At 68.5% G+C, this 26,198-nt stretch carries 22 protein-coding genes; 10 read left to right on the top strand and 12 right to left on the bottom strand.

Going from position 1 to position 26,198, the window contains the following annotated elements:
* The first annotated feature begins 124 nt into the window (after positions 1–124).
* Genes OC490_RS11030 through OC490_RS11040 form a run of 3 tightly spaced genes read left to right on the top strand, consistent with a single transcriptional unit; the run spans position 125 to position 2,798 of the window.
* Positions 125–292 (top strand): hypothetical protein, encoded by a 168-nt coding sequence (locus tag OC490_RS11030; RefSeq protein ID WP_262057689.1) that lies wholly within the window; start codon positions 125–127, stop codon positions 290–292.
* The gene (locus OC490_RS11035) at positions 289–1,257 is read left to right on the top strand and encodes an arabinan endo-1,5-alpha-L-arabinosidase (RefSeq protein WP_262057690.1); all 969 of its coding nucleotides are present in this window, start codon (positions 289–291) and stop codon (positions 1,255–1,257) included. The genes OC490_RS11030 and OC490_RS11035 overlap by 4 nt, the downstream gene beginning before the upstream one ends.
* 20 nt (positions 1,258–1,277) lie before the next feature.
* A complete protein-coding gene (locus OC490_RS11040) occupies positions 1,278–2,798 on the top strand; it encodes an alpha-N-arabinofuranosidase (protein ID WP_262057691.1) in 1,521 nt (506 codons plus the stop codon).
* Positions 2,799–2,803: 5 nt separating this feature from the next.
* Here the strand turns inward: OC490_RS11040 and OC490_RS11045 are convergent, their stop codons facing one another.
* Positions 2,804–5,779, bottom strand: coding sequence for a glycoside hydrolase family 35 protein (locus OC490_RS11045; RefSeq protein WP_262057692.1), 2,976 nt, complete (start codon positions 5,777–5,779; stop codon positions 2,804–2,806).
* Positions 5,780–5,897: 118 nt separating this feature from the next.
* On the opposite strand from OC490_RS11045, the gene OC490_RS11050 reads away from it, so the two are divergent.
* Together OC490_RS11050 and OC490_RS11055 are read left to right on the top strand one after the other, a co-directional pair.
* Positions 5,898–6,356, top strand: coding sequence for an RrF2 family transcriptional regulator (locus OC490_RS11050; RefSeq protein WP_262057693.1), 459 nt, complete (start codon positions 5,898–5,900; stop codon positions 6,354–6,356).
* 576 nt (positions 6,357–6,932) lie between these two features.
* A complete protein-coding gene (locus OC490_RS11055) occupies positions 6,933–7,589 on the top strand; it encodes a DUF4360 domain-containing protein (RefSeq protein WP_262057694.1) in 657 nt (218 codons plus the stop codon).
* A 47-nt stretch (positions 7,590–7,636) separates the two neighbouring features.
* Here OC490_RS11055 and OC490_RS11060 read toward each other — a convergent pair whose 3' ends face one another.
* From OC490_RS11060 to OC490_RS11070, 3 genes are all read right to left on the bottom strand, one after another.
* On the bottom strand, positions 7,637–8,398 hold the full coding sequence (locus tag OC490_RS11060; RefSeq protein WP_262057695.1) for an intradiol ring-cleavage dioxygenase: 762 nt from the start codon (positions 8,396–8,398) through the stop codon (positions 7,637–7,639).
* A 244-nt stretch (positions 8,399–8,642) separates the two neighbouring features.
* A complete protein-coding gene (locus OC490_RS11065) occupies positions 8,643–9,620 on the bottom strand; it encodes a catalase (protein ID WP_262057696.1) in 978 nt (325 codons plus the stop codon).
* Between the two features lie 7 nt (positions 9,621–9,627).
* Positions 9,628–10,050: a hypothetical protein gene (locus OC490_RS11070; RefSeq protein WP_262057697.1), complete on the bottom strand. Its 423-nt coding sequence runs from the start codon at positions 10,048–10,050 to the stop codon at positions 9,628–9,630.
* A gap of 53 nt (positions 10,051–10,103) precedes the next feature.
* Here OC490_RS11070 and OC490_RS11075 point away from each other — a divergent pair, with 53 nt between their 5' ends.
* From OC490_RS11075 to OC490_RS11095, 5 genes are all read left to right on the top strand, one after another.
* Positions 10,104–10,502, top strand: a complete 399-nt coding sequence (locus tag OC490_RS11075) for a MerR family transcriptional regulator (RefSeq protein WP_262057698.1) — start codon at positions 10,104–10,106, stop codon at positions 10,500–10,502.
* Between the two features lie 195 nt (positions 10,503–10,697).
* Complete coding sequence (locus OC490_RS11080) at positions 10,698–11,030, top strand: hypothetical protein (protein ID WP_262057699.1); 333 nt, start codon at positions 10,698–10,700, stop codon at positions 11,028–11,030.
* A 59-nt stretch (positions 11,031–11,089) separates the two neighbouring features.
* A complete protein-coding gene (locus OC490_RS11085) occupies positions 11,090–12,469 on the top strand; it encodes a DUF3500 domain-containing protein (protein ID WP_262057700.1) in 1,380 nt (459 codons plus the stop codon).
* Between the two features lie 109 nt (positions 12,470–12,578).
* Entirely contained in the window at positions 12,579–13,754 is a 1,176-nt protein-coding gene (locus OC490_RS11090) for a 4-hydroxybenzoate 3-monooxygenase (protein WP_262057701.1), read from the top strand.
* A 42-nt stretch (positions 13,755–13,796) separates the two neighbouring features.
* Positions 13,797–15,398 carry an acetylserotonin O-methyltransferase gene (locus OC490_RS11095; RefSeq protein WP_262057702.1) on the top strand — a complete coding sequence of 534 codons (1,602 nt, stop codon included), beginning with the start codon at positions 13,797–13,799 and terminating at the stop codon, positions 15,396–15,398.
* 61 nt (positions 15,399–15,459) lie between these two features.
* Here OC490_RS11095 and OC490_RS11100 read toward each other — a convergent pair whose 3' ends face one another.
* From OC490_RS11100 to OC490_RS11135, 8 genes are all read right to left on the bottom strand, one after another.
* Entirely contained in the window at positions 15,460–17,133 is a 1,674-nt protein-coding gene (locus OC490_RS11100; RefSeq protein ID WP_262057703.1) for a pyridoxal phosphate-dependent aminotransferase, read from the bottom strand.
* Between the two features lie 180 nt (positions 17,134–17,313).
* Positions 17,314–18,468, bottom strand: coding sequence for an aldose epimerase family protein (locus tag OC490_RS11105; protein ID WP_262057704.1), 1,155 nt, complete (start codon positions 18,466–18,468; stop codon positions 17,314–17,316).
* Between the two features lie 132 nt (positions 18,469–18,600).
* Positions 18,601–19,845 (bottom strand): multiple monosaccharide ABC transporter permease, encoded by a 1,245-nt coding sequence (gene mmsB / locus OC490_RS11110; RefSeq protein ID WP_262057705.1) that lies wholly within the window; start codon positions 19,843–19,845, stop codon positions 18,601–18,603.
* Positions 19,842–21,392 carry a multiple monosaccharide ABC transporter ATP-binding protein gene (mmsA, locus tag OC490_RS11115; RefSeq protein ID WP_262057706.1) on the bottom strand — a complete coding sequence of 517 codons (1,551 nt, stop codon included), beginning with the start codon at positions 21,390–21,392 and terminating at the stop codon, positions 19,842–19,844. Before mmsA ends, mmsB begins: the two co-directional genes overlap by 4 nt.
* Before the next feature lie 47 nt (positions 21,393–21,439).
* Complete coding sequence (gene chvE, locus OC490_RS11120; protein WP_262057707.1) at positions 21,440–22,552, bottom strand: multiple monosaccharide ABC transporter substrate-binding protein; 1,113 nt, start codon at positions 22,550–22,552, stop codon at positions 21,440–21,442.
* Positions 22,553–22,726: 174 nt separating this feature from the next.
* Complete coding sequence (locus OC490_RS11125) at positions 22,727–23,701, bottom strand: hypothetical protein (protein ID WP_262057708.1); 975 nt, start codon at positions 23,699–23,701, stop codon at positions 22,727–22,729.
* Positions 23,702–23,823: 122 nt separating this feature from the next.
* The gene (locus OC490_RS11130) at positions 23,824–24,828 is read right to left on the bottom strand and encodes a zinc-dependent alcohol dehydrogenase (protein ID WP_262057709.1); all 1,005 of its coding nucleotides are present in this window, start codon (positions 24,826–24,828) and stop codon (positions 23,824–23,826) included.
* Positions 24,825–25,982, bottom strand: a complete 1,158-nt coding sequence (locus OC490_RS11135; RefSeq protein WP_262057710.1) for a mandelate racemase/muconate lactonizing enzyme family protein — start codon at positions 25,980–25,982, stop codon at positions 24,825–24,827. The genes OC490_RS11130 and OC490_RS11135 overlap by 4 nt, the downstream gene beginning before the upstream one ends.
* Positions 25,983–26,198 lie beyond the last annotated feature (216 nt).

The raw sequence follows: 26,198 nt of genomic DNA on the forward strand, positions 1-26,198 counted from the left end.
TGAACGTTGCACTGTGCTCAACCCATTGACGCGAACGCGCTTCGATTTTACCGTCCCGTTCGAAGTTACGAGCGCTATGCGGTATTTCGAACACGAGGGGACTCCTACCGGCAAGGGCAGGGACATGGGACCACGCGACCTGAACCCCGCACACCTCCCGGCCGCGGCCGGCCCCGGCCTCGCGCCGGGCCGCCTTCCGGGCCCCCGGGGCACGGGCCCGCTCGCCAAGTACGGCGTGAAAGAAGCGGACGCGCGGCGCGCCGACGACTCACCGACGGAGGTACCGAGTTGAAGCACCCGAGACTGACGACCCTGTTCGCCGCCGCGGTGATCGCGCTCCTCCCCGCCACGGCCGAGGCCGACACCACCTACCCCGACCCGCAGCCCGTCACGGGCCGGCAGATCATCCACGACCCCACGGTCATCCACCTCAAGTCCGGTGGCTACGTGGCCTATTCGACCGGTGGTGTCATCGGCGCCCGCACCTCGAAGGACCGCGTCCAATGGGACGACGCGGGCAACGCCTTCGCCGCGCCCCCGAGTTGGTGGTACGACTACAACTCCGCCGGCGACCCCTGGGCCCCCGACCTCTCCTACCGCGCGGGCCGCTACTGGCTCTACTACGCCGTCTCCTCCTGGGGCACCAACCACTCCGCGATCGGCGTCGCCACCTCCCCGACCGGCCTCCCCGGCACCTGGACCGACCACGGCAGGGCGTTCACCTCGGAGACCACGGACGAGTGGAACGCCATCGACCCGGCCGTCGTCCGGGCCGACGGAAAACTGTGGATGGCCTTCGGCTCGTACTGGACGGGCATCCGCATGGTCCGACTCGACCCCGCCACCGGCAAGGCGATCCCGGGTGCGCCGGTCGCCCAGTTGGCCACCCGCCCCGACGCGCCGTACGCGGTGGAGGGCGCGTACGTGCTGAAGCACGGCCGCTACTACTACCTCTTCGCCTCCTACGACGCCTGCTGCGCGGGCGTGAACTCGACCTACAAGATCCGGGTCGGCCGCTCCACGTCGATCACGGGCCCGTACGCGGACAGCACCGGCAAGCCGATGCCGGCGGGCGGCGGCGATCTGCTCCTGGCGAGCCACGGCCGCTACATCGGCCCGGGCGGAGAGTCCGTCTTCCAAGACAAAGGTCAGTATGTCTTGGCATACCACTACTACGACGGAGAGGATTCAGGCATCCCGAAGCTGGGGCTCAACACCCTGAGCTGGACAAGAGACGGCTGGCCTCTTCTCAAGTAAGCACCCTGTGAAAGGACCCCATGAGCACGCGCACCGCCCGCTTCACCCTCGACCCCGCCTTCACCGTCGGCGAAGTCAACCCCCGCCTCTTCGGCTCCTTCGTGGAACACCTCGGCCGCTGCGTCTACACCGGCATCTTCGAACCGGACCACCCCACCGCGGACGAGGACGGCATCCGCCAGGACGTCCTCGACCTCGTCCGCGAACTCGGGGTGACCGCCATCCGCTACCCCGGCGGCAACTTCGTCTCCGGCTACCGCTGGGAGGACTCGGTGGGCCCCGCCGAATCCCGCCCCCGCCGCCTCGACCTGGCCTGGCGCTCGACGGAGACGAACCGCTTCGGCCTCTCCGAGTACATCGCGTTCCTGAAGAAGATCGGCCCCCAGGCCGAGCCGATGATGGCGATCAACCTCGGCACCCGTGGCGTCGCCGAGGCCCTGCAACTCCAGGAGTACGCCAACCACCCCTCCGGCACCGCCCTCTCCGAACAGCGCGTCGCCGACGGCGACAAGGAGCCCTTCGGCATCAACGTCTGGTGCCTCGGCAACGAGATGGACGGCCCCTGGCAGACCGGCCACAAGACCGCCGAGGAGTACGGCAGGATCGCCGCCGAGACGGCCCGCGCGATGCGCCAGATCGACGCCGGTGTCGAACTCGTCGCCTGCGGCTCCTCCTCCCAGGCGATGCCCACCTTCGCCGCCTGGGAGGCGACTGTCCTCCAGGAGACGTACGACCTGGTCGACTACATCTCGCTGCACGCCTACTACCAGCCGCTCGACGGCGACCTCGACTCCTTCATCGCCTCCGCCGTCGACATGGAGTCCTTCATCGAGAACGTGGTCGCGACCGCCGACCACGTGGGCGCCCGCCTCAAGTCGAAGAAGAAGATCAACCTGTCCTTCGACGAGTGGAACGTCTGGTACACGGCGGACTGGGAGGAGCACACGAAGAACGCGGACCCGGCCGACTGGCCGGAGGCGCCGCGACTCCTGGAGGACAACTACAGCGTCATGGACGCCGTCGTCTTCGGCTCGCTCATGATCGCCCTGCTCCGGCACGCCGACCGCGTCACCGTCGCCTGCCTCGCCCAGCTCGTCAACGTGATCGCGCCGATCATGACCGAACCCGGCGGCCCGGCCTGGCGGCAGACGACGTTCTTCCCGTTCGCGCAGGCCTCGAAGTACGGCCGGGGCCAGGTCCTGGACGTCCGCGTCGACTCCCCGAAGCATGAGACGAAGCAGTACGGCGAGGCCGACCTGCTGCACGCCACGGCGGTGCGCGGCGAGGACGGTTCGGTCACGGTGTTCGCCGTCAACCGCAGCCGCACCGAGTCGCTCCCGCTCCAAGTCGGCCTGAACGGGCTCGACTTGACGTCGGTCGTCGAGCACAGCGCCCTCGCGGACGCCGACCCGGACGCCCGGAACACCCTCGACGACCCCGACCGCGTGGCCCCGCACCAGGTCGAGGGCACCGCCCTCCAGGACGGCACCCTGACCGCCGTACTGGAGCCGCTGTCCTGGAACGTGATCCGGCTCGCTTGAAGTGGCTAGCGGCCGGGGGAGGTCACTGGTGTCACCGGTACTCCTCCGGCCGCGCTGCCCAGCAGGGTCAGCCGTACGTCCTTCGGGCCCGCCGGTGTGGTGCCGTCGGACAGGACGGCCAGCGCCAGTGTGTTGGTGCCCCGTGTGCGGAGGATCCCGTTCGGCAGGGCGAAGGTGTGCTGTGGGCCCACGTCGTTGATGTACTGGCCCATGTTCCAGCCGTTCAGGAAGATCTGGACGCGGTAGGCGCGCGTCGGGTCGTCGTCGAGGACGAGGCCGATCGAGGCGTCGATACCGGTGTCCACGGCGAGCTTGAAGGTCGTCCGGTACCAGGCCACACCCTGCCGCTTGTCGGCGCGGGGGAGGGTGACGGCCTCCCAGCCGGAGTCCGCGAAGTCCGGCAGATGCCAGCCCTCGCGTTCGCCGTACAGGCCGCCGTTGTTCTGCGGCCCGCGCACCGGGTCGGGTGCCGCCTCGCCCTGGAGGCGCCAACTCACCTTCGGGGAGGCGCCCTTGAAGGTCACGGCGGTGAGGCCGCGGGCGACCTTGTGGGTGTCGAGGGCCTTGCCGTCCTGGTCGTGCTGCATCCGCCGGACCAGGACGGACAGGACGTGCGGACCGGCCGTGCGCAGCTTCTCCGGGACCGTAAGCGTTGCCTTCGCGGTCCAACTCCCCTGCCGCACACTGCTGGTGGTCGGCACCGGCATCCGGTGGGTGCCGAGCGGCTCGCCGTCGAGCCAGGCCATCAACAGCCCTTGTGTGCCGGTGCTGTAGGCGAGGGTCACCGATTCCAGGGCGTCGGTGGCGGCCGTGGCGAACCGGCCCCGGTACCAGACGTCGCCGTAGTGGAAGCCGTAGTCGTCCGCGAAGAGCACCGGCTGTCCGGACGGGACGGCCGTCGTGCTGAACGACGAAGTCCTGTTCGCCACAGCCCACTTGGAGTCGTCGAAGGCGACCGCGGCCTCCTGGTTCTCCACCTTCCGGCGCCAGCCGTCGAGCACGGGGAGCGGTACCGCGGGCACCCCCGGCAGCAGCGCGTCCGGGTTGGAGCGCAGGCTGCCCGCGGTGGTGACGGTGGCGGGCACGGCCTTGCCGTTCCAGGTGACCTCGGTGATGCCGCGCGGCCCCCACACCTCCAGGCCGGTCTCCGCGATGGTGTCGCCGGTGAGGTGGGCGGTCGTGCCGCTGACGGTGGCCTCGCGCAGCAGTGCCGGGCCGTAGACCAGAGCGGTCCCCGAACCGGTCTCGTACGGCCACAGGCGTACCGAGCCGGCCTCGTCGGCGAAGACCAGCAGGAGGGCGTTGTCGACGCCGCCGCCCTGGACGAGGACCCGGGTCAGACCGCCGATGCCGAGCGGGACGGTGACATGCAGGATGCCGCGGTCCCACACCCACGCGGCCTGTGCGTCGAGCCGGGTCACCACCGGCTCCTCCGGGCACTCCACCACGGCGTGCGCCATCTCGCCGCGCTTCCCGGCGAACACGGCGATGTCCTGCCGGCCGGCGGTGAGCACCATCATCGGCGTGGCGGTCGAGTACCTCAACCTGCGCCCGCCCAGGGCGAGTCGGGTGACGAGGAGACGGGCGTCCTGGGCCGGGACGGTGACCTCGATGTCGTCGTCCGCGGTCGACAGCGTGGAGGTCACGTCCGCCGCGGTGTCGTTGCGCAGGACGTAGACATGGGAGCCGGTGTCGGCGTTGGTGAGGTGGTACGCCTTCAGCCCGTCCACCGTGACGTCCGCCGCCCGGTCCAGCTTGGCGAAGTCGGGCACCGTCCGCAGCAGATGGCCCAGTTGGTGCATCGGGACGAGTTTCGCGGTCGGGTTGCGGCCCTCGTCGAAGGCGGCGCCGTAGTCGTACGACGTGTAGACGACCGGTGCCGGCAGCCAGCCCCACGAGGTGCCGCCGAAGGTCATGTAGACGTTGTGCAGGGTGAGTCCGTTGGCGAGGTTGGTGAGGTAGAAGCGCCGCTCGTACGCCGCGTCACGCGTCCGGCGCGACTCCGCGTACCCCTTCCCCTCGAACCAGGACCCGCCCCACGGATCGAACCAGCCGCCCCCGAACTCCGGTACGAAACCAGGGGTCTTGGGGCTGGCGGTGGCCCCGCCCTTGGCGCCGCCGATCCCGAAGTGGCCCCAGTCCGGCGGCGGCCCGGTCGGCGTCGGATAGCCGTCGAAGCCGTACAGCCAACCGCCCGTGTCGCCGCCGGTGTCGAAGGAGCCGGGGGTCCAATAGCCGTTGCGGCCCTTGTCGTTGTGGAACAGGGGGACGTCGATGCCGTCGGCGCGCACCTTCTTGTACAGGTGGGACATGTAGGCGGTGCCGGTCGGCTGGGTGGTCTGGGCGTCGTACTCGTTCTCGATCTGGTAGAGCAGGACCGTGCCTGTGCCCTGGGTGAACAGGTGCTTGGAGACGATGGAGTTGACCTGGGTCAGCCACTCGTCGACATGCGAGAGATACGTCGGGTCGGCCGTCCTGGCGGTGCCCTTGGTGGCGGTCAGCCAGCCGGGGAAGCCGCCCGCGTCGATCTCCGCGTTGATGTACGGGCCCGGGCGCAGGATGACGTAGAGGCCGGTCTCGGCGGCCATGCGCAGGAACAGGTCGAGGTCGCGGACGCCCGTGAAGTCGTAGCGGCCCTGCGCGGGGGAGTGGTAGTTCCACGAGACGTAGATGCTGACCGCGTTGTAGCCGAAGGCGCGCATCTTCTGCAGGACGTCCCGCCACAGCGACGGGCTCGGCAGCCGGAACGGGTGCATCTCGCCCGACCACAGGACCAGGCGCCTGCCGTCGACGACCAGGGAGTAGCGGTCGTAGCCGATCGTGTGCGGCAGTCCGTCCGCACCCGGCGGGGCGGGCGGCGGGCCGGTCGGTACGACGTGCGCGGCGTACGCGTCCGGGGAACCGGCGCTGCCACCGCCCAGCGCGAGTCCTAGCGCGGCCGTACCCGCGAGGGTGCTGAAGGTACGCCTGCTCAGCTCCACTGGAAGCTCCTCTCGGGTCCGGTCCGTCGGCGGCACGTGCGAAGCCATTTTCCGTGGTCATCCCGGGAGGCCGTCGTGCGGGGTCATTCTGTACGCCAGAACGGCCCACAATGGACGCATGAGGATCTCGGCACGGGCGGATTACGCGGTACGGGCGGTTCTGGAGCTCGCCGTACGGGGTGACGACGGCCCGCTGAAGGCCGAGACCATCGCCACCACGCAGGGCATCCCGCACAAGTTCCTGGAGGGAATTCTCGGTGATCTCCGGCGCGCCGGGATCGTCGACAGCCGGCGTGGCGGGGGCGGCGGCTACCGGCTGGCGCGCGAGGCGACCGCGATCACCGTCGCGGACGTCATCCGCGCGGTGGACGGCCCGATCGTGTCGGTGCGCGGCGAGCGCCCCACCGGCCTGGCCTACACCGGCTCCGCCGAACCGCTCCTGCCCCTGTGGATCGCGCTGCGCGCCAATGTCCGCAAGATCCTGGAGGGGGTCACGCTCGCGGACATCGCGGCGGACGCGCTGCCGGAGCCGGTACGGCGGCTGGCGGCGGAACCGGCGGCGTGGGAGAACCCGTGACGGTTCGGGGCGCGGGTGGGAGCTGTACGGGACATGGGCTGCCGCCCGGGCGTACTCGGTCCGCGTCCATCGCCGGGAGAGGGCGCTGGGGGCGCGGACCGAGTCCGAGTCCGCCGAGGGGCGACAGCCGATCAGTACGTCCGATTCATCCGCCTCCAGATCAACTCGTGCTGACGCCCACGGTCAGGGTGAGCAGGCCGGACGCGGCGCCCGCGTCGACCTCCGCCGGCTCCGGCGTCTGCACCCTCAGCGCCGATCGTGCGGACGAGAGCGCCGTTGAGCGAGTTGTGCTCTCGTTTTCCCGTCATGGACAGCGAAGTTACGGCCGTACCTGAAGGATTCCTTAATGTGCGGCTGTGAAGCGCCTGGGGACGGATCGGTCAACGCCCGCTTATTTCCACAGAGTTCACACACTGTGGAGAGTATGTGAAAGACGCGTCTGTGAATGGCCTGAGTTCGCCCTGACCGTTCCGTGTGCGGCTTCCTACGATGCGAGCGCCCCGTCGGTCTTCACAGGAACTTCATTGGTTCTTCAAAGACTTGGGGCACAGCCACCCCCCAACACAAGGAGAAACCATGCCTGGTGGGCTCCTCCTGAGTGGTGCGGTCGCCGCACTGCTCGCCACCGCGCTGCCGTCCGCGCAGCACTCGTCGTCGCCCGTGTTCGACGACCCGCCGCCGGACAAGATCGTCATCAACGTCGCGACCGTGAACGGCTCGGGCTGCCCGCAGGGCACGACGGCGGTCGCCGTCTCCGAGGACAACACCGCTTTCACGGTGACCTACAGCGCGTATCTCGCCCAGGTCGGCGGCAACTCCGACCCCACGGCGTTCCGCAAGAACTGCCAGCTCAACCTGGTCGTCCACGTCCCGCAGGGCTTCACCTACGCCATCGCGAGCGTGGACTACCGCGGCTTCGCCTCGCTCCAGCGCGGCGCGAGCGGTGCGCAGAAGGCCTCGTACTACTTCCAGGGGTCGTCGAGCACCGTGGCCAAGAACCACCCGTTCAACGGCCCCTACGACGACAACTGGCAGGCGACCGACAGCACCGACTGGGCTCAACTGGTCTGGGCGCCCTGTGGAGTTCAGCGCAACTTCAACATCAACACGGAGCTGAGGGTCGCCGCCGGCACCTCGTCGTCCAGCGCGGTCAGCTTCATGACCATGGACTCGACGGACGGCGACATCAGCACGATCTACCACATGGCGTGGAAGGAGTGCCCGGCCTCCTGAGGTGATGCGGGGGTGGCCCGTGTCGCACCGCGGGCCACCCCTTCGGTTCAGCCCTGCTGGACGCCGAGCGTCAGGGTGCCGGTGTAGCCCGACGAGGTCGAACTGCCCAGCGCGGCAAGGGTCATGAGGCCGGACGCGGCGCCTCCGTCGTCGTAGATCGAGTCCTGGGCGAGGGTGGTGCGGGTGACCGTGTTCGTCGAGTACGGCGAGATCTTGGCGACGGCGGTGGTGATCGTCTCGTCGATGAACAGCTGGCCCGTGTGGAGTTCCTGGCCGCCGGTGAACGAGCCGTTCGAGGTGAGCGTGACGCCGGTGTGCACCTTGACGTGGATGTGCACGCACCGGCCCCGGTACCAACCCGGGTAGATCGTGGTGATGTTGGCGAGGCCGCTGGAGTTCGTCAGGACGCCGCCGCGCAGGAAGGTGCCGTCGTCCGGTTCGCTGTGGCCGTTGTTGCCGACGTAGCCGGAGTACTCGCCGAGCGCGTCGCAGTGCCAGATCTCGACGAGCGCGTTGGGGATCACGGCGCAGGTGCTGTCGTTCACGACGGTGAGGGCCAGCTTGAGCGGGATGCCGGCCTTGCCTTCGGTGACGTCGGCGCGGACGAGGGCCCCGTCGAGGTAGTAGGGGCCTTCGGTCATCTCCTTGGTGAGGGTGCAGACGGCTGCGGCTGCGGCGGGGGAAGCGGTGGGGGTTGTGGGGGCTTCGGGCGCGGCGGCTCCTACGGCCAGTACGGCGGCTGTGGTGCCCGTGGCGATCAGTACGGTGCGGCGTCCGATCGGGTTGGTTCCTGCTCCAGTTTCTGTCATGGACACGGCACCGTAGGGGCGGACCCTGTTCGTCCGCTGTGAGGGTGGCAAAGTGACGAAGCGTCAAGTTCCTTGTGAGACAGGGGGCATGGCTATTGCGGATACCTGCCCCTCGTCGGCGCGATGGGGCGGCAAGCGCCGCCGAGGGGTGGGGGTCCGGGGGGTGGGGTGCAAAAAAGTGTGTCACTTTGGGCGGAAAGTGACACACTTTTTTGAGTCGAGGGTCGAGGGTCGGGGGCAGGCGTCAGGGGGCGAGTCGGCGTTCGGCCGAGACGGAGTAGGCGTGGCGGCGGAAGGTCACCATGGTGTCGTCGGAGAGTTCCACGCCGGGGGCGAGGCGGCTGGGGTCGAACACCTGCTGCTGCCAGTGGTCCTCGCGGGCCGAGCGGGCCGTCACGTGCAGCTGTCCGGCGGGGATCAGCGGGCGGTGTTCGGGCCAGGCCTGTGAGGGGTCGTGGGTCGGGTCGCCCGGCTCCGCGAACTGGAACACCAGGGTGAAGGACAGGGGCCCGGTCGCGAGCCGGGAGTCGAGGTCGCCGATGAGGAAGTCCGGGGCCAGCGTCTCGCCGTACGCCGAATCCAGTTCCACTTCGCCGAGTTGGGGCACGAGGCGGTAGCGGAACGGCCTGCGCTCACCCGCCTCGTCCACCAACACGAAGGCGTGCAGCCCGTCGTAGCGGGCGGTGGCGAAACTCGCGGGCGCCTGCTGACCCGCGAAGGACTTCAACGCCCCCCGGCTCTCCGGGTGTTGGACCAGCACGGTGGCGAACTTGCCGGCCGCCGCCAGCTTCCCCTTCGCCCGGTCGGCGAGCCCGCCCTCCGTACCGGCCTTGCCCAACGCCTCGACGAGGTCGATGAATCCCTCGGGATTGTGACTGGGGAAGACCCGGAAGGTCGCGGCCACCAGGTCCATGACGCCCTTGTCGGCGTCGAGGAACTTCACGGCCATCCCGCGTACGCCGCGCACCCGGTCGTCGGCGTCGTAGCGGCCCGAGCCGTTGGAGAACCGCACGACCGCCTCGGACTCGACGGCGAGACAGGCGGCGGTCGTCCACCGCGAGACCTGCCCGCTGGGTACGAAGCGCGCGTCGTAGACGGCGCCCCGCGCGTGCAGACGGCGGTCGTGCGGGCGCGGCGGCGCCGCGGCCTCGATGCGGTCGACGGCCTGTGCCGCGGTCATGCCGTCCTTGGTGACCGAGGAGTCCTGCGATGACTGAGCCATGCCCGCATCATGGCACCAGCGGCTCCCGCAACTCCGTTCCCGGCCGACACCATGGCGCCAGTTGGAGCACGCCGAACAGCGCCTCCACACCCAGGAACAGCCACAGGAACCGCGGGGCGCCCTGCGCGAGGGCGTAACCCTGCCAGGCGGTGAACAGCACGCGGGCGACCCCGTCGAACAGACCGTGCAGAGCCAGCGGCCGGACGAGCCGCAACACGGCCCAGACGACCACCACCGACCCCATCAGATTCGCGTACAGGGTCTGGATCGGGTCGAGTTCGGGCAGCACACCCAGCCCCCAGTCCCGGCCGAGCGACGACAGCGTGTCGTGCACCAGCGTGTACGTCCACGGGGTCGCGAAGCCGGCCGTCACGACGAGGTCGTACCAGGCGCTGGCCCGCACGACCCGGAGATAGGAAGCGATCTTCATGCCGCCGACGCTAAACAGTGGAGTGGGGTCCAAGGTCAAGTCATCATGTGGGCATGCGCATCGGGGAGTTGGCGACACGGGTGGGTCTGAGCAGGGACGCCCTCCGGTTCTACGAACAGGTGGGCATCCTCACCAGCGAGCGCCGGGCGAACGGGTACCGCGACTACCCGCCCGAGGCGGTCCCCTGGCTCGAGTACGTCCGCACGGCACAGGCCCTCGGCTTCTCCCTGGCCGAAATCGCCGAGCACGGCGAGGAGTTGGCCGAGGCCCCGGACCAGGCGGCGGCCCTGTCGGCCCTGTTCGCCGACAAGATCACCGTCATCGACACCCGCATGGCCGAACTGGCCGTCCTCCGCGCCGAGTTGACGGCCCGCGCAGGCACGGACTGCCCCCTGCGCAGGCAGCCGGCACCCACGGAGCGGGCGGGGAGACGATCAGGATTCCCGGGGTGATGGCGCACTCACTGGAGCGACGGATGTGAGGTCGTGCGCACGGTCCACGGTTCCGGGTCCATGCTCGCATGCGCTGCAACAGGCTCTGGGAGGTACTGGACCGGGAGCCGCTGGGGAAAACCGTCCGCGCGGAAGTCGACGCGCCTCGGTGGTCATCCCGTTTCCAAGTGGCCCCACCAGTGCGATAATTGGCCAGTGCTCATAGCCCTGAACGTGCTGCTTTTCGCCGTCGCCTTCTTCTGTCTCGCCGTGGGCGTCACGGCCGTCACGACGTCCTGGGTGTTTCCCTGGCTGGCCCGCAAGGTGCTCAGGCCTCGGCTTTGGGGCGCCGGATACACCTTGTTCGGCGTCGTCGTCCTGTATCACGCGGTAGTCGCACTGATGGATGTCGACCCGGCGGTCAGCATGGTGCTGACAGCCGTCACCACGGCGACGGCTCTCGGCGGCCTCGGCATGATGATCCTCTCCCAGCGCGTCGGCCAGGGAGCGCCGCCGTCGCTTCCTGCCGGGCCCGGCACCCCCGAGTAGCCTTCTCCTCACAGGTTGCTGACAAGAACACTTCAGGTTCGGCATGGACTCTGATCCCCATGCATGGACACCGACCCCACACCCCCGCATCCGAGCGCAGCCGCCGCTGGTTCATGAACAAGGCGCTGCTCGCCGGAGGTGTCGCCGCCGTGGCGACCATGACCGGATGCTCCAACGACTCGTCGGACACGGCGAGTTCGTCCTCCGCCGCACAGTCCGGCGCCCCGAGCGGTATGCCCTCGGGCGGGCCCGGCGGGGGCGGGGGTGGCGGCATGGGTCCCGGGGTCTCCCAGGTCAAGTACAAGGATCTCAAGGGCGTCACCGCCGACGGCAAGGTCGTCGACGACCTGTTCACCATCCACTCGACCGGCGTCTCCACGGACGGACTGGTCAAGGCGGCGCAGGCGTTCCTCGACGGGCTCTCCGCGAAGGAGCGCAAGTCCTGCACGTTCGACATCGACGCCGACGAGTGGACGGCCTGGAGCAACGTCGACGGCTACGCCCGCAAGGGCGTCCGCATGGGCGACCTCACGGAGAAGAAGCGCGATCTCGGCTACGCGCTGCTCGGCGTCGCGCTCTCCGCCGACGGCCTCACCCAGACCCGCAACATCATGAAACTCAACCAGTTCCTCGGCGACTCCAACGGCGGCAACCAGAAGACCCTGACCGAGGGCCACTACTTCTTCACCTTCATGGGCACCCCGTCGACCACGAAGCCGTGGGGCTTCCAGTACGAGGGCCACCACGTCGCCATCAACTACTTCGTGCTCGGCGACCAGGTCGTGATGACGCCGACCTTCATGGGGTCCGAGCCGACGACGGCCACGTACAAGGGCGAGAAGATCACCCTGTTCCGGCCGGAGACGACGGCCGGCCTGGCCATGATCCGCTCCCTCACGAAGGCCCAGCTCGCCAAGGCGGTCTCCTCGCAGGGCAACGGCAACGAGGACATGAAGGCCGGCGCCGGCTCGGACAACCTCAAGCTCGCCTACGAGGGTGTGCGCGGCTCCGAACTCACCTCCGCGCAGCGGGAGAAGCTCCTGGACGTGGCCCGCGTCTACATCGGCTACATCAACGAGGGGCACGCCGAGGTCAAGATGACCGAGGTGGAGAAGCACCTCGACGACACGTACTTCTACTGGATGGGCGAGACCAAGGACACGTCCGCCTTCTACTACCGCATCCACAGCCCGGTCGTGCTCATCGAGTACGACGCCCAGGCCCCGCTCTTCTACCACGAGGCCTCCTCCGCGAGCCCGAGCGCCGGTGCCAGCGCCAGTGCGAGCCCGAGCGCCAACGGCGGCGGCCCTCCCGGCGGCGGCATGGGCATGGGCGGCGGCACCCCGTCCCAGGAGCACATCCACACCATCATCCGCACCCCCAACGGCGGCGACTACGGCGTGGACCTGCTGAAGCTGCACCTGGACAACGACCACTGACATATGCCCAATTGGACCTTATGGGCTACATGGTCACTTTCAATTCCTCATCGCCGTGATCTTGCTGATATGAAACCCCTTGGCCGAAAAAGCAAGATCAGGGGTGGTTGTGGGGAAACGATTCGACTCCGGGACGCGGACCGGGGTGGTGATCGTCGGCGCGGGCCCGGCGGGGCTGGTCCTGGGGAACCTGCTCCTGGACCAGGGCATCGACTGCGTGATCCTGGAACGGCGCGGACGCGCGGCGGTGGAAGGGCGGGCCAGAGCAGGCTTCCTGGCCGCCCACTCCGTACGTGTTCTCGCCCAACATGGCCTGGACACCGGTCTGTTGGCCAGAGGCCGCACGCACCGGACCTGCCTCTTCCGCAGCGGGCAGGGTGAATTCACCCTCGACTACGGCGAGTTGGGGCGCGGCGAGGTCCACACCGTCTACCCCCAGCAGGAGTTGGTGCGGGACCTGCTCGCCGAGTATCTGCGGCGCGGCGGCGAGATCCGCTTCGGCGCCGAGGCCGAGGAGATCTCCGAGGGCCGGGTACGGGTACGCGGCGGCGACGACGTCACCGGGCGTTATGTCGCCGGCTGCGACGGACACCGGGGCGTCGCCCGCGGCACCCTCGTGGCGCAGGGCACCCGTACCGCCCGCTGGGACCACGGCGTGACCTGGCTGGCGGTGCTGGCCGAGGCCCCGCCTAGCCTCGCCGCCGTCGGATACGCCCTGCACGACCGCGGATTCGCCGGCCACATGGCCCGTACGGCGACCGTCACCCGCTACTACCTCCAGTGCCCGCGCGGCACCGATCCCGCCGACTGGAGCGAGGACCGGATCTGGTCCGAGCTGGAGATCCGGCTCCGTACCGCCGAGTTCGGCCCGCTGAAGCAGGGTCCCGTGCTGGAGAAGACGGTCGTCGACCTGCGCTCCGACGTCCTGGACAGCCCCGGCGCCGGACGCCTCTGGCTGGCCGGAGACGCCGCCGGACTCATCAGCCCCTCCGCAGCCAAGGGCGCCAACCTCGCCGTACTCCAGGCCGAACGCCTCGCCCGGGCCTTCGTGTCGGCGCTCACCCGCGACGACGAGAGCGACCTCGCCCGCTACGCCGCCGACTGCCTGCCCCGCGTCTGGCGGGCCCACGAGTTCTCGCACTGGATGAGCGGCCTGCTGCACGGCCCGACCACCGAGGACGCCGAGGCCCGCTACGGCCGCGCGCTCCAGTACGCCCGCCTCGACAGCCTGCGCACCTCCCGCACGCACCAGGACTTCTTCGCCGAGAACTACACCGGCATCTGACCCCGTCTCCCGTCCCCACACACGATCACCGGGAACCCCCTCATGAACCTCCCCGTCGCACAGGCGCGCCTCGCCGAGGCCGACGTACAACGCATCCGGCGAGCGGCGGCCTACGTCGAGGCCCACGACACGGACGCCGTCCTGGCCGAACTGCTCCCGGACCTCACCCCCGCCGAACGGGCCGACGTCGCCCGCCACTTGGTCTTCGACCACACCGCCGTCCTCGTCTTCCCCGACTCCCTCGACGGCCTCTGCGAAGAACTCCGCCGCCTCGGCTTCGAACCCGGCGCCGTCACCCCGAGCGTCGTGGTCCGCGAACGCCTCGCCCGCCGCTACGGCCCCACCCTCGCCGAGACCCCGGTCGGCATCGTGCACGTCGCGGTCGGCACCCGCAGCGTGGAGATCTTCGCGCTCCCGGTCCCCCCGGACTCCCCACTGGAGGCCGTAGCTGCCGACGAACGCGAGGCGGAACACGAGTCGCACCACGCCTTCGCGGTCACCGCCCCCGGCCCGGTGGTCCCCGCAGGCCTACGGCTCCTCCTCCAGGAGCGGGGCGGCGCGGTCCCCGACGGCGGCGGCTACAACGGCCACGAGAACGTCACCGTCCTCTACCACCGCACCCGAACCCACCGCCGCTTCGAACTCCGCCTCCCCGGCCGCCACACCCCGCTCCCCGACCCGACGGCCTCCCTGCTCGGCGTCATGACCGGAGCCTGGGCCACCCAAGCGGTCGCCACCATGGCCGAGTTGCGCATCGCCGACCACCTGGCCGATCACCCGGGCATCGGCGCCGACACCCTGGCCGACCTCACCGCCACCGACCCGGACGCACTACGACGCCTGCTCCGCTACCTCACCTCACTGGGCCTGCTCACCTCGGCCGGCGGCACCTACCACCTCACCGCCACCGGCCAACCCCTGCGCACGGGCACGGAGTTCTCCCTCCACCCGCTGGCCCAGCTCTACGGCGGCCCGTTCTACGACTCCTTCAGCGGCCTGACCCACTCCGTACGCACCGGCCAGGAAGCCTTCGCCCACCGCTACGGCCAGCACCACTTCCCGTACTTCGCCCAACACCCCGAACTCGGCGACCTGTTCCACCGCGCGATGGCGGCGAGCGCCGAGATGTTCGCCCCGGTACCGACCCTGATCGACTTCTCGGCCGCACGACGCGTGGTCGACGTGGGCGGCGGAAACGGCGCGCTGCTGGCCCGACTCCTGCGCACCCACGCCCACTTGGAGGGCGTACTCCTGGAACGCCCCGAGGCCCTGGAAGCGGCCCGCCCCCGACTCCCCGAACGCTGCTCCTTCGTAGCGGGCGACTTCACCCGGTCCGTACCGGAGGACGGCGACATCTACCTCCTGTCCCGAGTCCTCCACGACTGGGACGACGACCGCTGCCTGACCATCCTCGACAACTGCGCCAAGGCAATGCGCCCAGGAGCCCAACTACTGGTGGTGGAACGCCTGTTGCCGGCGCCGACGGCAATCGCCTGGGACATCCACATGCTGTGCAACGTCGGCGGCCAGGAACGGGACGAGGACCACTACCGCCTACTCCTGGAGAAGACAGGCTTCGAGGTGGAGGCCCGCCACGAGCTACCGCTGGGAGCCTCACTACTGAACGCCGTAAGGGTCAGTTGACCCAAGGGGTGCGGGGAACTGCGCGACCAGCCACAGCGCACCCGCACCCGGCAACGATTCCTCAGCCCGCCTGCCCCATCCCCGCAGCATTGGGCCAACTCTGAGCATTGGGCCACCCGGTGGCGGGCGCAGGCGCAAGATTCTGCATCCCGTTGGGACTGGTGGCGCCCCGAACCTGCGCGGCCGTAAGCCCATTACGCGCAGGCACACCAGTGGGCGTCGGCCCCTGAGGCACCGGCGCAGGCGCAGGCGTACCGTACGGCTGCTGCTGAGGCTGTTGCATCACGGGCATCTGCTGCGACACCTGAGCCAACTGCTCCGGCATCTGCGCAACGGGCTGCATCGGCATCTGCGGAGCCTGCGCGACGGCAACCATCGGCTGGTACTGCGGCTGGGGTTGGGGTTGGGGTTGGGGCTGCGGAACAGGCAAAGGAACAGGCTGCGGCTGAGGCACCGCAGCCGCCGGTACCTGCATGGGCACGGGCTGCGGCTGCATCTGCGTGATCGCCGCGGGCATCTGCAGGCCCGCACCGTTCGTCGCCCCGACAAGACGATCCACGGCCGCCGTACCCGAGCTGTAGCTGGTCCCTGTGCTCAGCTCGGGTACGGCGGCTCCCCTCCTGGTCCCGTAGAGCACCTGTTCCAGGCCGGACACCAGGCGACGCACGTCCGTCTCGGGGCGCACCACGAGGCGCAGGAAGCGGCTGGACGAACCGATCTTGTTACCGCACTCGCGGACCAGGATGCGGTGCTCGGTGAGCATCCGGTCCCGGACCACGGTCCCCTCGGCGCCCACGGGGAGGCGCACGAAGAGGAAGTTGCCCTGCGACGGATAGACCGTCAGGCCGGGCAGCGCGGAGAGCTGGCTCGCCATGTCGAGTCGGTCGCGGCGCACCTGCTGGAGGCTCTGCGCGTACTCCGCGCCGTGCTCCTTGAGGATGAACACCACGTGTTCGGCGAAGGCGTTGAGGTTCCACTTCGGGAGCATCGAGCGGATGCGCCCGGCGAGGGCCGGGTTGGCGACGAGGTAGCCGAACCGTATGCCGTGCAGACCGAAGTTCTTGCCGAGGCTGCGCAGCACGACGACGTTGGGGCGCAACATCGCCTCTTGTACGACGCTGGGTTCGACCTCGGCGTCGGCGAACTCCAGGAACGACTCGTCGATGATGACGAGGTCCAGGTCGGCCATCGCGTCCATGAACTGGACGAGCGCCTGCTTGTGCTGGAAGCCGCCGTCGGGGTTGTTCGGGTTGCAGATGACGGCGACCTTGGTGTTGCGCTTGCGGATGAACTCGGCGTACTGCGCGAGGTCCAGGGCGAAGCCGTTGGACTCCTGGAGCGGGAACATGTCGACCCGCTTGCCGGTCTCCATGGGCTGGTCGGTCCAGCGGCCGAAGGTGGGGACGGGGATGGCGAGGGACTCGCGGACCATCAAGTGGTCGATCCAGGTGATCAGTTCGGTGGAACCGTTGCCCATCGCGACGCAGCTCGGCGGGAGTTGGAGCAGATTGCACAGCTCGGCCGTGATGGTGTCGGCGCTGCTCGGGTAGTACGTGATGATCTCGCGCAACCGGGCCGCCATCTGGTCGAACATGGCGGGGGTGGGGAAGTACGGGTTGCACGGGATACAGAAGTCCACGGGGCCGGTGCCGTCGCTCTCACGCGCCAGCGCTGCCATCGACGGGCTGTGCGCCGCCGTACTGCGGAACAGCGAGGTGACGTTGGAGTCGGCCAATGGAACCTCCGTATGAAGGCGGGCCCGGCGGGGACGACCGGGCCCGTCGTCTTGGGTGGCCCGCGCGGGGGAGCACGGGCCACCCTTGAGTACGGAGACGGGAGTGGCACTGTTCAACGGATGTGAAAATGGTGTGAGTTCGGGAACCCCGGGTCCGAACTACGCGTCAGCTGTGAGGCTTCAGGAGCTGAACGTGTGGATCGTCGACGTTTTGTACGTCTGACCAGGCCGCAGCACTGTCGACGGGAAGTTCGCGTGGTTCGGCGAGTCCGGGAAGTGCTGGGTCTCCAGGCACAGCGCGTCGCCCTGGCGGTAGGTGTGGCCGCCGGTGCCGGTCAGGGTGCCGTCGAGGAAGTTGCCCGTGTAGAACTGCAGCCCCGGCTGGTCGGTGGCGATCTTCAGGGTGCGGCCGGAGTGCGGGTCGTGCAGGGTCGCGGCATGCTCGGGCTTCGCGGTGATGCCCTTGTCGAGGGCCCAGTTGTGGTCGTAGCCCTTGGCCTGCACCTGCTGGACGTGGCCGGCCCGGATGTCACGGCCGATCGGCTTCGTCTTGCGGAAGTCGAAGGGGGTGGCCGAGACCTTGGCCAACTCGCCCGTGGGGATCAGCCCCGAGTCGGTGGGCGTGTAGCGGGCGGCGGGGATCGTGAGTTCGTGGTGCTCGATGGTGCCGCTGCCCTCGCCGGCGAGGTTCCAGTAGACGTGGCTGGTCAGGTTGACGACCGTGGCCTTGTCGGTGGTGGCCTCGTAGTCGATGCGCCAGTCGCCGTGCTTGTTGAGCGTGTACGTCACCTTCACCTTGAGGGTGCCCGGGTAGCCCATCTCGCCGTCGACGCTGGTGTAGTAGAGGTGCAGGCCGACGTCGGAGCCGGCGGTGAAGCCCTCCACGTCCCAGATGTGTTTGTCGAAGCCCTGGGTGCCGCCGTGCAGGCTGTTGACCCCGTCGTTGACGGAGAGCTGGTAGCTCTTGCCGTCCAGGGTGAACTGGCCCTTGGCGATGCGGTTTCCGTAGCGGCCGATCAGCGCGCCGAAGTACGGGGTCTTCGCCACGTAGTCGGCGATGTTGTCGAAGCCGAGCGACACGTTGGCGTACTTGCCGTGCCGGTCCGGGAGTTCCAGGGACTGGACGACCCCGCCCCACGACAGCACCTTGAGCCGGGTGCCGCCGTTCTCCAGCGACCAGCGGTAGACCTTGCTGCCGTCGGCGAGGGTGCCGAAGAGTTCCTTCACGGGCTTCTTGCCTCCCGAGGCTGCCTGCGCCGTACCCGTACCGAGTGTGCTCGCGGCGATACCGGCTGCCGCGGCTCCTGCAATGACCGTGCGTCTGTTCAGTTCCATTGAGCGGCTCCCTTGTGCGTTGAAGGGGGGCTCCACTGGTCCCCGCGCCCAAGGGGCGCGGGGAACTGCGCGACCAGCCATGTACGGCCCGCAGCTTTCATACGGCCTTCCCAGCGGAGCGTCGCGCTGGACTTACGAACCGGACTTGCGTTTGTTCCACACGTCGAAGCCGACCGCGGCCAGCAGGGCGAGGCCCTTGATGACCTTCTGCCAGTCGGTGCCGACGCTGAGGAGGTTCATGCCGTTGTTCAGCACGCCGAGGACCAGACCGCCGATGATGGCACCGAAGACGGTGCCGACACCGCCGCTCATGGACGCGCCACCGATGAACGAGGAGGCGATGGCCTCCAGTTCGTAGCCGTCACCGGCCTTCGGCGAGGCCGCGTTGAGGCGGGCGGTGATCACCAGACCCGCCAGGGCCGCGAGCACGCCCATGTTCAGGAACACCTGGAAGGTGACGCGCTTGTCCTTGACGCCGGACAGCTTCGCGGCCGGCAGATTGCCGCCGATCGCGTAGATGTGGCGGCCGAAGACGGAGTTGCGCATCACATAGCCGTATCCGGCCACCAGGACGGCGAGGACGATCAGGATGATCGGCGCGCCGTTGTAGCTGGCGAGCAGCATGGTGAGCCAGAGGATCGCGGCGACGATGACGACGAGCTTGAGGAGGAACAGCTTCGTCGGCGCCACGTCGAGCGAGAACTCCTGCTGCCTTCGCCGGTCGCGGAACTCCTGCCACACCACCGCGGCGATCATCGCCAGGCCCAACAGCAGTGTGATGTTGTGGTAGTTGGTGTTCGGGCCGACCTCGGGCAGGAAGCCGTTGCCGAACTTCTGCAGACCGTTGGGGAAGGGGCCCAGCGTCTGGCCCTGGAGGAGGATCTCCGTGAGTCCGCGGAAGAGCAGCATTCCGGCGAGCGTGACGATGAACGACGGTATGCCCGCGTAGGCGATCAACAACCCCTGTACCGAGCCCGCCACCGCGCCCATCAGCAGGCACAGCACCAACGCGACCGGCCACGACACCTGGTGATTGACCATCAGGACGGCCGCGAAGGCGCCCACGAACGCCGTGAGCGAACCGACGGACAGGTCGATGTGCCCGGCGATGATGACCAGCATCATGCCGATGGCGAGGATCAGGATGTAGCTGTTCTGCAGCACCAGGTTGGAGACGTTGCGCGGCAGCAGCAGGTCCCCGCCGGTCCAGACCGCGAAGAGGATCACGATCAGACCGAGGGCGATCAGCATGCCGTACTGGCGCATGTTGCGCCGCAGGCCGTCCAGCACCAGCCACAACAGGCCGCTGTCCGCGGCCGATCCGCTCTTGCCCGGTGGCGCGGGGGCCGGGCTCTTGGCGGTCACGTCCGTGCTCATCGCGTTACCTCTTTGTCCTTCGTCATCTGGCGCATCAGCACTTCCTGCGTGGCCTCGGCCCGGGGTACCTCACCGGTCAGCCGGCCCGCCGCCATCGTGTAGATGCGGTCGCACATGCCGAGCAGCTCCGGCAGTTCGGAGGAGATGAAGACCACTGCCTTGCCCTCGGCGGCGAGTTGGTCGATGACCGTGTAGATCTCGTACTTGGCGCCCACGTCGATGCCTCGGGTGGGCTCGTCCAGGATCAGCACCTCGGGACCAGCGAAGATCCACTTGCTGAGGACGACCTTCTGCTGGTTGCCGCCGGACAGCTTGCCCACCGGCTCGAACACCGTCGGCGCCTTGATGTTCATGGACTTGCGGAACCGCTCGGCGACCTGCCGCTCCTCGTGCTCGTCGACGACTCCGCGCTGGGAGACCTTGTTCAGGGCGGCCAGCGAGATGTTCCGGTTGATCGTGTCGATGAGGTTGAGGCCGTAGTGCTTGCGGTCCTCGGTGACATAGGCGATGCCGTGGCCGACCGCCTCCGCGACCGACTTCGTACGGATCTCCTGCCCGTCCTTGAGGACCGTGCCGCCGGCGTAACGGCCGTAGGAACGGCCGAAGACGCTCATCGCGAGTTCGGTGCGGCCGGCGCCCATCAGTCCGGCGATGCCGACGATCTCGCCCCTGCGCACATTTATTGACACATCGTCAACTACCTTGCGCTGCTGGTCGATCGGGTGGAACACGGTCCAGCCGCGGATCTCCATGGCGGGTGCCGCCTCGGGCTTCCCCTCGTACGGGGTGCGTTCGGGGAAGCGGTGGTCGAGGTCGCGGCCGACCATGCCGGAGATGATCCGCTCCTCGGTCGTCTCCGGCGCCTTCACGTCGAGGGTCTCGATGGAGCGGCCGTCACGCAGGATCGTCACCGAGTCGGCGACCCTGCGGATCTCGTTCAGCTTGTGCGAGATGATGATGCAGGTGATGCCCTGGTTCTTCAACTCCAGGATGAGGTCCAGGAGTTTGCCGCTGTCCTCGTCGTTCAGGGCCGCCGTCGGCTCATCCAGGATGAGCAGCTTCACCTTCTTCGACAGCGCCTTCGCGATCTCCACCAGCTGCTGCTTGCCCACGCCGATGTCGGCGACCCGGGTCTCCGGGTGGTCGCTGAGACCCACCCGGCGCAGCAGTTCGGTGCCGTGCCGCAGGGTCTCGTTCCAGTTGATGAGCCCGCGCGTGGCGTGCTCGTTGCCGAGGAAGATGTTCTCGGCAATGGAGAGGAACGGCACCAGTGCCAGCTCCTGGTGGATGATGACGATGCCGCGGTGCTCGCTCGCCCGGATGTCGCGGAAGTGGCACTCCTCTCCCTCGAAGAGGATGTCGCCTTGGTAACTGCCGTGCGGATGGACGCCGGAGAGCACCTTCATCAGGGTGGACTTCCCGGCGCCGTTCTCACCGCAGATGGCGTGGACCTCGCCCTGACGGACCGTCAAAGTGACGTCCGACAGCGCTTTGACACCGGGAAAGGTCTTGACGATCGAGCGCATTTCCAGGACGGGTCCCGCCATGGTCGTGCCTTCCAATCAAGTGTGGGGTCGGGTAACTGGCCGCGGACTTACTTGAGTTGAGCGTCCGTGTAGTACCCGCCCTTGACCAGCACGTCCTCGTAATTCGTCTTGTCGACGCTCACCGGCTGGAGCAGGTAGGCGGGGACGACCTTGGTGCCGTTGTCGTAGGTCTTGGTGTCGTTGGTCTGCGGCGTCTTCTTGTTGAGGACGTCGTCGATCATGGTGTCCGCGACCTTGGCCAGCTCGCGGGTGTCCTTGTAGACAGTCTGCGTCTGCTCGCCGGCGATGATCGACTTCACCGAGGCCAGCTCCGCGTCCTGGCCGGTGATGACCGGCAGAGGCTTGGCAGCGGAGCCGTAGCTGTCCGACTTCAGCGCGGACAGGATGCCGATGGAGATGCCGTCGTAGGGCGAGAGCACCGCGTCGACCCGGCCGCTCTTGTAGGAGCCGGTGAGGATGTCCTCCATGCGGTTCTGCGCCTTGGTGCCGTCCCAGCGCAGGGTGGTGACCTTGTTCAGCGCGGTCTGCCCGGACTTGACGACCAGTATCTTCTTGTCGATGTACGGCTGGAGCACGCTCATCGCGCCGTTGAAGAAGTACTTGGTGTTGTTGTCGTCGTTCGAACCGGCGAACAGCTCGATGTTGAACGGGCCCTTCTTGCCCTTGTCCAGACCGAGCTTCTGGATGATGTAGGTGCCCTGGAGGACACCGACCTTGGTGTTGTCGAACGAGGCGTAGTAGTCGACGTTCTTCGTGCCGAGGATCAGGCGGTCGTAGGCGATGACCGGGATCTTCGCGTCCGCGGCCTCCTGAAGCACGTTGTTCAGGGACTTGTTGTCGATCGCCGCGATGATCAGGCCCTTGACGCCCTGGGTGATCATGTTCTCGATCTGGGAGACCTGGGTGTCCGGGTCGTCCTCGCCGTAGACCAGCTTGGTCTTGTAGCCCTTGGACTTGAGGTCCTTGACCATGTTGTCGCCGTCGGAGATCCAGCGCGCGGAGGACTTCGTCGGCATCGCGATGCCGATCGTGCCGCCCTTGGCGCTGCTCTCCTTCTCCTTGCTGCCGCCCGAACCGCTCTGCCCGCACGCGGACAGGGTCAGCGCGAGGGTGGCGGCGCCGGCTATGAGGGGGAGGGCGCGGCTTCTGCGGATGCGCATATGAACTGGCCTCAATCTTCTCGTCGTTGAGAGGTGCAGCGGGCGTGGGGTTGGTTCGGTTGTGTTGTGTGGTGCAGGCCCGGTGTTGACAGGTGCGGGTGATGCGGGGTGCCTGTGGAAACTGGGGCCGCGTTCATAAGGGGCGCGGGGAACTGCGCGACCAGCCCCCGACGGTCAGTCAGTGGCAGCCTCGACGGGGAAACGGTTCAAGGACCCCGGCAACCTCGTGCCCAGCGGAGCCATGTCGCCGTCCGCGCCGTGGCGGGCCAGCAGGTCGAGGGCGAGACGGCCCCGACGGACCCGCTCGCGCGCCGTGTCGAGGGTGACGTCCCGCAGGTGGGTGCCCCACGGGTAGATACCGGGGGCCTTGGAGAGGCCGAACTTCAGGTACAGCGGGGCGCCGCGCCGGATCAGCTCGGCGACCTCGTACATCCGGATATAGCCACCGAGGTCGTCCGGCGCCTCGATGTACATGTCCATCGGAGCCGCCGACACCCGCCGGATCTCGGTGAGATGATCCAGCGTCAGATCGCTGGGCACGTTGAGAGAGTCGGCGCCCAGCTGCTCGTAGACCGCGTACGCGGCCGGGTTGACGGGACCGATCAGCGCCGAGACCTTGAGCGTGGTGTCCGCCGGGATGATCCCGGCGACGCGTGCCCGGTGCAGCGTCCACAGCACGCCCTCGTCGGCGACGAGCAGGCACTTGACGCCCAACTCCGTTGCCCGCACGGCGTCTTCGAGGCAGCCGGCCACCGCGTCGTGGCCCCGGGCGCGCAGGCCCCCGCCGCGTGAGTCGGAGCGGACCGAGCCGCCGATGTCCCAGGTCCCGCGCGGACCCGTGAACAGGCAGAGCTCGATGTCGCGTTCGGCCGTGGCCTCGACCATCTCGGTGATCTCGGCGTCGGTCAGCATCCACACGCCGCTGCCCTGGCTGATCCGGTGGATCGGCACATCGAGGCGCGAGGACTCCTTGAGGATGACCGCCAGCGCCTCGGGACCCTCGCAGGAGGGGATCTCGGTGCGCCAGCGACCGCCGCCGGGGAAGGTGTGCGGCGAGGCGTCGGCGGGGTCGAGGGCGGGCGCACCCAGGCCGAGCGCGGAGAGCGCCTGCTCCCCGGGCCTGCGGGCTGCCGTGGCGGTGTCGGTCACTGGCTGTCCTTCTCGTTCGGTATTTCGGACGCGGTTCGCGGCTCGGGGTACGGAAAAACTGTGGTGGTACGTCGGCACGGGGTGGTCAGGACACCCCGTGCCGACGTACGGCTAGGGGTTTCCTACGGCCGCAGCAGCACCTTGCCGACCTTGGGATCGCCGGACCCCACCAGCTCGATGGCCTGCGGGAACTCGGCGAGCGGCAGCTCATGGGTGACCAGGGTCAGCGGATCGAGCAACCCCGCCCCGAACACCCGCACCGTGTGCGCCCAGGCGTCCGGCGGTGCCCCGAAGACGGTGTGCACCTCCAGCTGCCGTACGACGAGATCGGTCGGGTCGAGACCCTCCGCACCCGGTGCGGGGATGCCCGTGAGGACCAGACGTCCGCCGCGCCTCAGCAGCGCGGCGGCCGTACGGGCCGCGTCGGCGGAACCCGCGGTCTCGATCACCACGTCGAAGTCGTCGGGGAGTTGCTCGTTCTTGGTACGGAAGTCCGTGGCGCCGAACTGTTCCGAGAGGGCCGCGCGGTCCGGGCGGGAGCCCACCACCAGGAGTTCGGCGGGGGAGTTCGCCTTGAGGAACTGGATCGCGAACATGCCGAGGGTTCCGGTGCCGACCACGGCGACCCGCTCACCCGGCCGCGCGTTCGCCTTCAGCGCCGCCGCCGCGATGCAGGCCGCCGGCTCCAGCAGCGCCGCCGCCGTCAAGTCCGCCTCGTCCGGGAGGACATGGAGGAGCCGGGCGGGGAGGGTGAGGGTGGTGGCCATCGCGCCGGGCTGGGTGAAGCCCGTCTCCTCATAGCCTGCCGTGCACAACGTTGTCTCGCCCGCGTGACACCGGTCGCACACCTGGCAGTTGCGGAAGCCCTCACCGACCACCTTGCGGCCGACCAGACCCGACGGCACCCCGGCACCGACCGCCTCCACCGTGCCGGACCACTCGTGGCCCGGGGTGAGGGGGTAACGGACGTAGCCCTCGGGCCTGTTGCCCTGGTACACCTCGCGGTCGCTGCCGCAGATGCCGACCGCGTGGACGCGCACCAGCGCCTCACCCGCGTCCGGACGGCGCGGCTCGTGCGAGACCAGACTGTGCTCGCCCGGTGCCGCGATGACGACCGCCGTGCTCACTTCGAGCCCTTCGGCTTGCGCTGCTCCCAGCCGTCCGCCCAGAGGTCGAACCGGGCCTGCTGCTGCGGGAATTCGGCCGCCGCGTCGGTGTCCAGCTCGACGCCGAGACCAGGCGCGTCGGAGAGGTGGAAGTAGCCGTCGATCACCTGCGGGGCACCCTTGACGACCTTCTTGATCTCCGCGTCCGCGAAGTCGTTGAAGTGCTCCAGGATCTTGAAGTTCGGGGTGGAGAAGCCGACTTGGAGCGAGGCGGCGGTCAGCACCGGCCCGCCGACGTTGTGCGGGGCGACGAGGACGTAGTGCGCCTCGGCGGTCGCGGCCAGCTTGCGCGTCTCCCAGATGCCGCCGATGTGACCGACGTCGGGCTGGATGATGTCGACGGCCTGGCTCTCGAACAGCTCGCGGAACTCGATGCGATCGTGAATGCGCTCACCCGTGGCGACCGGGATGTCCACCTTCGCGGCGACCTTCTCCAGCGCCTTCAGGTTCTCCGGCGGGCACGGCTCCTCCAGCCAGGCCGGCTTGAACGGCGCGAGCTCGTGCGCGAGCCGTACGGCGGTGGAGGGTGAGAAGCGGCCGTGCATCTCCAGCATCAGCTCGGCGTCCGGTCCGATGGCGTCCCGTACGGCCTCGATGAGCGAGACGGCGTACAGGGTCTGCTCGTGGTCGAGTTCGAAGTGGCCGGTCCCGAACGGGTCGATCTTCAGGGCCTTGTAGCCGCGCTCCATGACCCCCTGGGCGGCCTTGTGATAGGCCTCCGGGGTCCGCTCGGTGGTGTACCAGCCGTTGGCGTACGCCTTCACCTTGTCGGTGACCTTGCCGCCGAGCAGCTGCCACACCGGCACACCGAGGGCCTTGCCCTTGATGTCCCAGCAGGCCATCTCGATGACGGCGATGCCGGACATCACGATTTCGCCCGCACGGCCGTAGTCGCCGTACTTCATCCGGCGTACGAGGTCTTCCACGGCGAACGGATCGGAACCGAGAATGTGGTTTGCCTCGGCCTCGCGCAGGTAACCGATCAGCGCGTCGGTGTGGCCCAGCATCCGGGTCTCGCCGACGCCGGTGACGCCCTCGTCGGTGTGCACTTGGACGTACGTCAGATTGCGCCATGGCGTCCCGACCACGTGCGTACTGATTCCCGTGATGCGCACGGCAGCTGCCCCCTGTGCTCTTCGGTGCTGTTCGAAATTTCGGCTCACGTTCGAAATGCTGGGCAGACAGTAAGGACGGCGGGGCGGGAGTGTCAATGGGTCGAACGCGTAACGGTTCGGCAAGGGTTTCGGCCGACGTTTCGGTCAGGCGCGCGGTTCCTTGCACAATTTTCACAGCAGTGGCTATGAACGTTACCTGTGGGGAACTTAGTCTTC

This window comes from Streptomyces sp. STR69 (assembly GCF_024519455.1).
In the GTDB taxonomy this organism is placed as follows: Bacteria; Actinomycetota; Actinomycetes; order Streptomycetales; family Streptomycetaceae; genus Streptomyces.

Bases quoted from the DNA above. Each gene is read 5' to 3' on its own strand.
- OC490_RS11085 (WP_262057700.1), top strand. From the start codon at position 11,090: ATGCATGGACACCGACCCCACACCCCCGCATCCGAGCGCAGCCGCCGC.
- OC490_RS11050 (WP_262057693.1), top strand. From the start codon at position 5,898: ATGAGGATCTCGGCACGGGCGGATTACGCGGTACGGGCGGTTCTGGAG.
- OC490_RS11055 (WP_262057694.1), top strand. From the start codon at position 6,933: ATGCCTGGTGGGCTCCTCCTGAGTGGTGCGGTCGCCGCACTGCTCGCC.
- OC490_RS11075 (WP_262057698.1), top strand. From the start codon at position 10,104: ATGCGCATCGGGGAGTTGGCGACACGGGTGGGTCTGAGCAGGGACGCC.
- mmsB (WP_262057705.1), bottom strand. From the start codon at position 19,845: ATGAGCACGGACGTGACCGCCAAGAGCCCGGCCCCCGCGCCACCGGGC.
- OC490_RS11070 (WP_262057697.1), bottom strand. From the start codon at position 10,050: ATGAAGATCGCTTCCTATCTCCGGGTCGTGCGGGCCAGCGCCTGGTAC.
- OC490_RS11095 (WP_262057702.1), top strand. From the start codon at position 13,797: ATGAACCTCCCCGTCGCACAGGCGCGCCTCGCCGAGGCCGACGTACAA.
- OC490_RS11040 (WP_262057691.1), top strand. From the start codon at position 1,278: ATGAGCACGCGCACCGCCCGCTTCACCCTCGACCCCGCCTTCACCGTC.
- OC490_RS11065 (WP_262057696.1), bottom strand. From the start codon at position 9,620: ATGGCTCAGTCATCGCAGGACTCCTCGGTCACCAAGGACGGCATGACC.
- OC490_RS11060 (WP_262057695.1), bottom strand. From the start codon at position 8,398: ATGACAGAAACTGGAGCAGGAACCAACCCGATCGGACGCCGCACCGTA.
- chvE (WP_262057707.1), bottom strand. From the start codon at position 22,552: ATGCGCATCCGCAGAAGCCGCGCCCTCCCCCTCATAGCCGGCGCCGCC.
- mmsA (WP_262057706.1), bottom strand. From the start codon at position 21,392: ATGGCGGGACCCGTCCTGGAAATGCGCTCGATCGTCAAGACCTTTCCC.
- OC490_RS11030 (WP_262057689.1), top strand. From the start codon at position 125: ATGGGACCACGCGACCTGAACCCCGCACACCTCCCGGCCGCGGCCGGC.
- OC490_RS11105 (WP_262057704.1), bottom strand. From the start codon at position 18,468: ATGGAACTGAACAGACGCACGGTCATTGCAGGAGCCGCGGCAGCCGGT.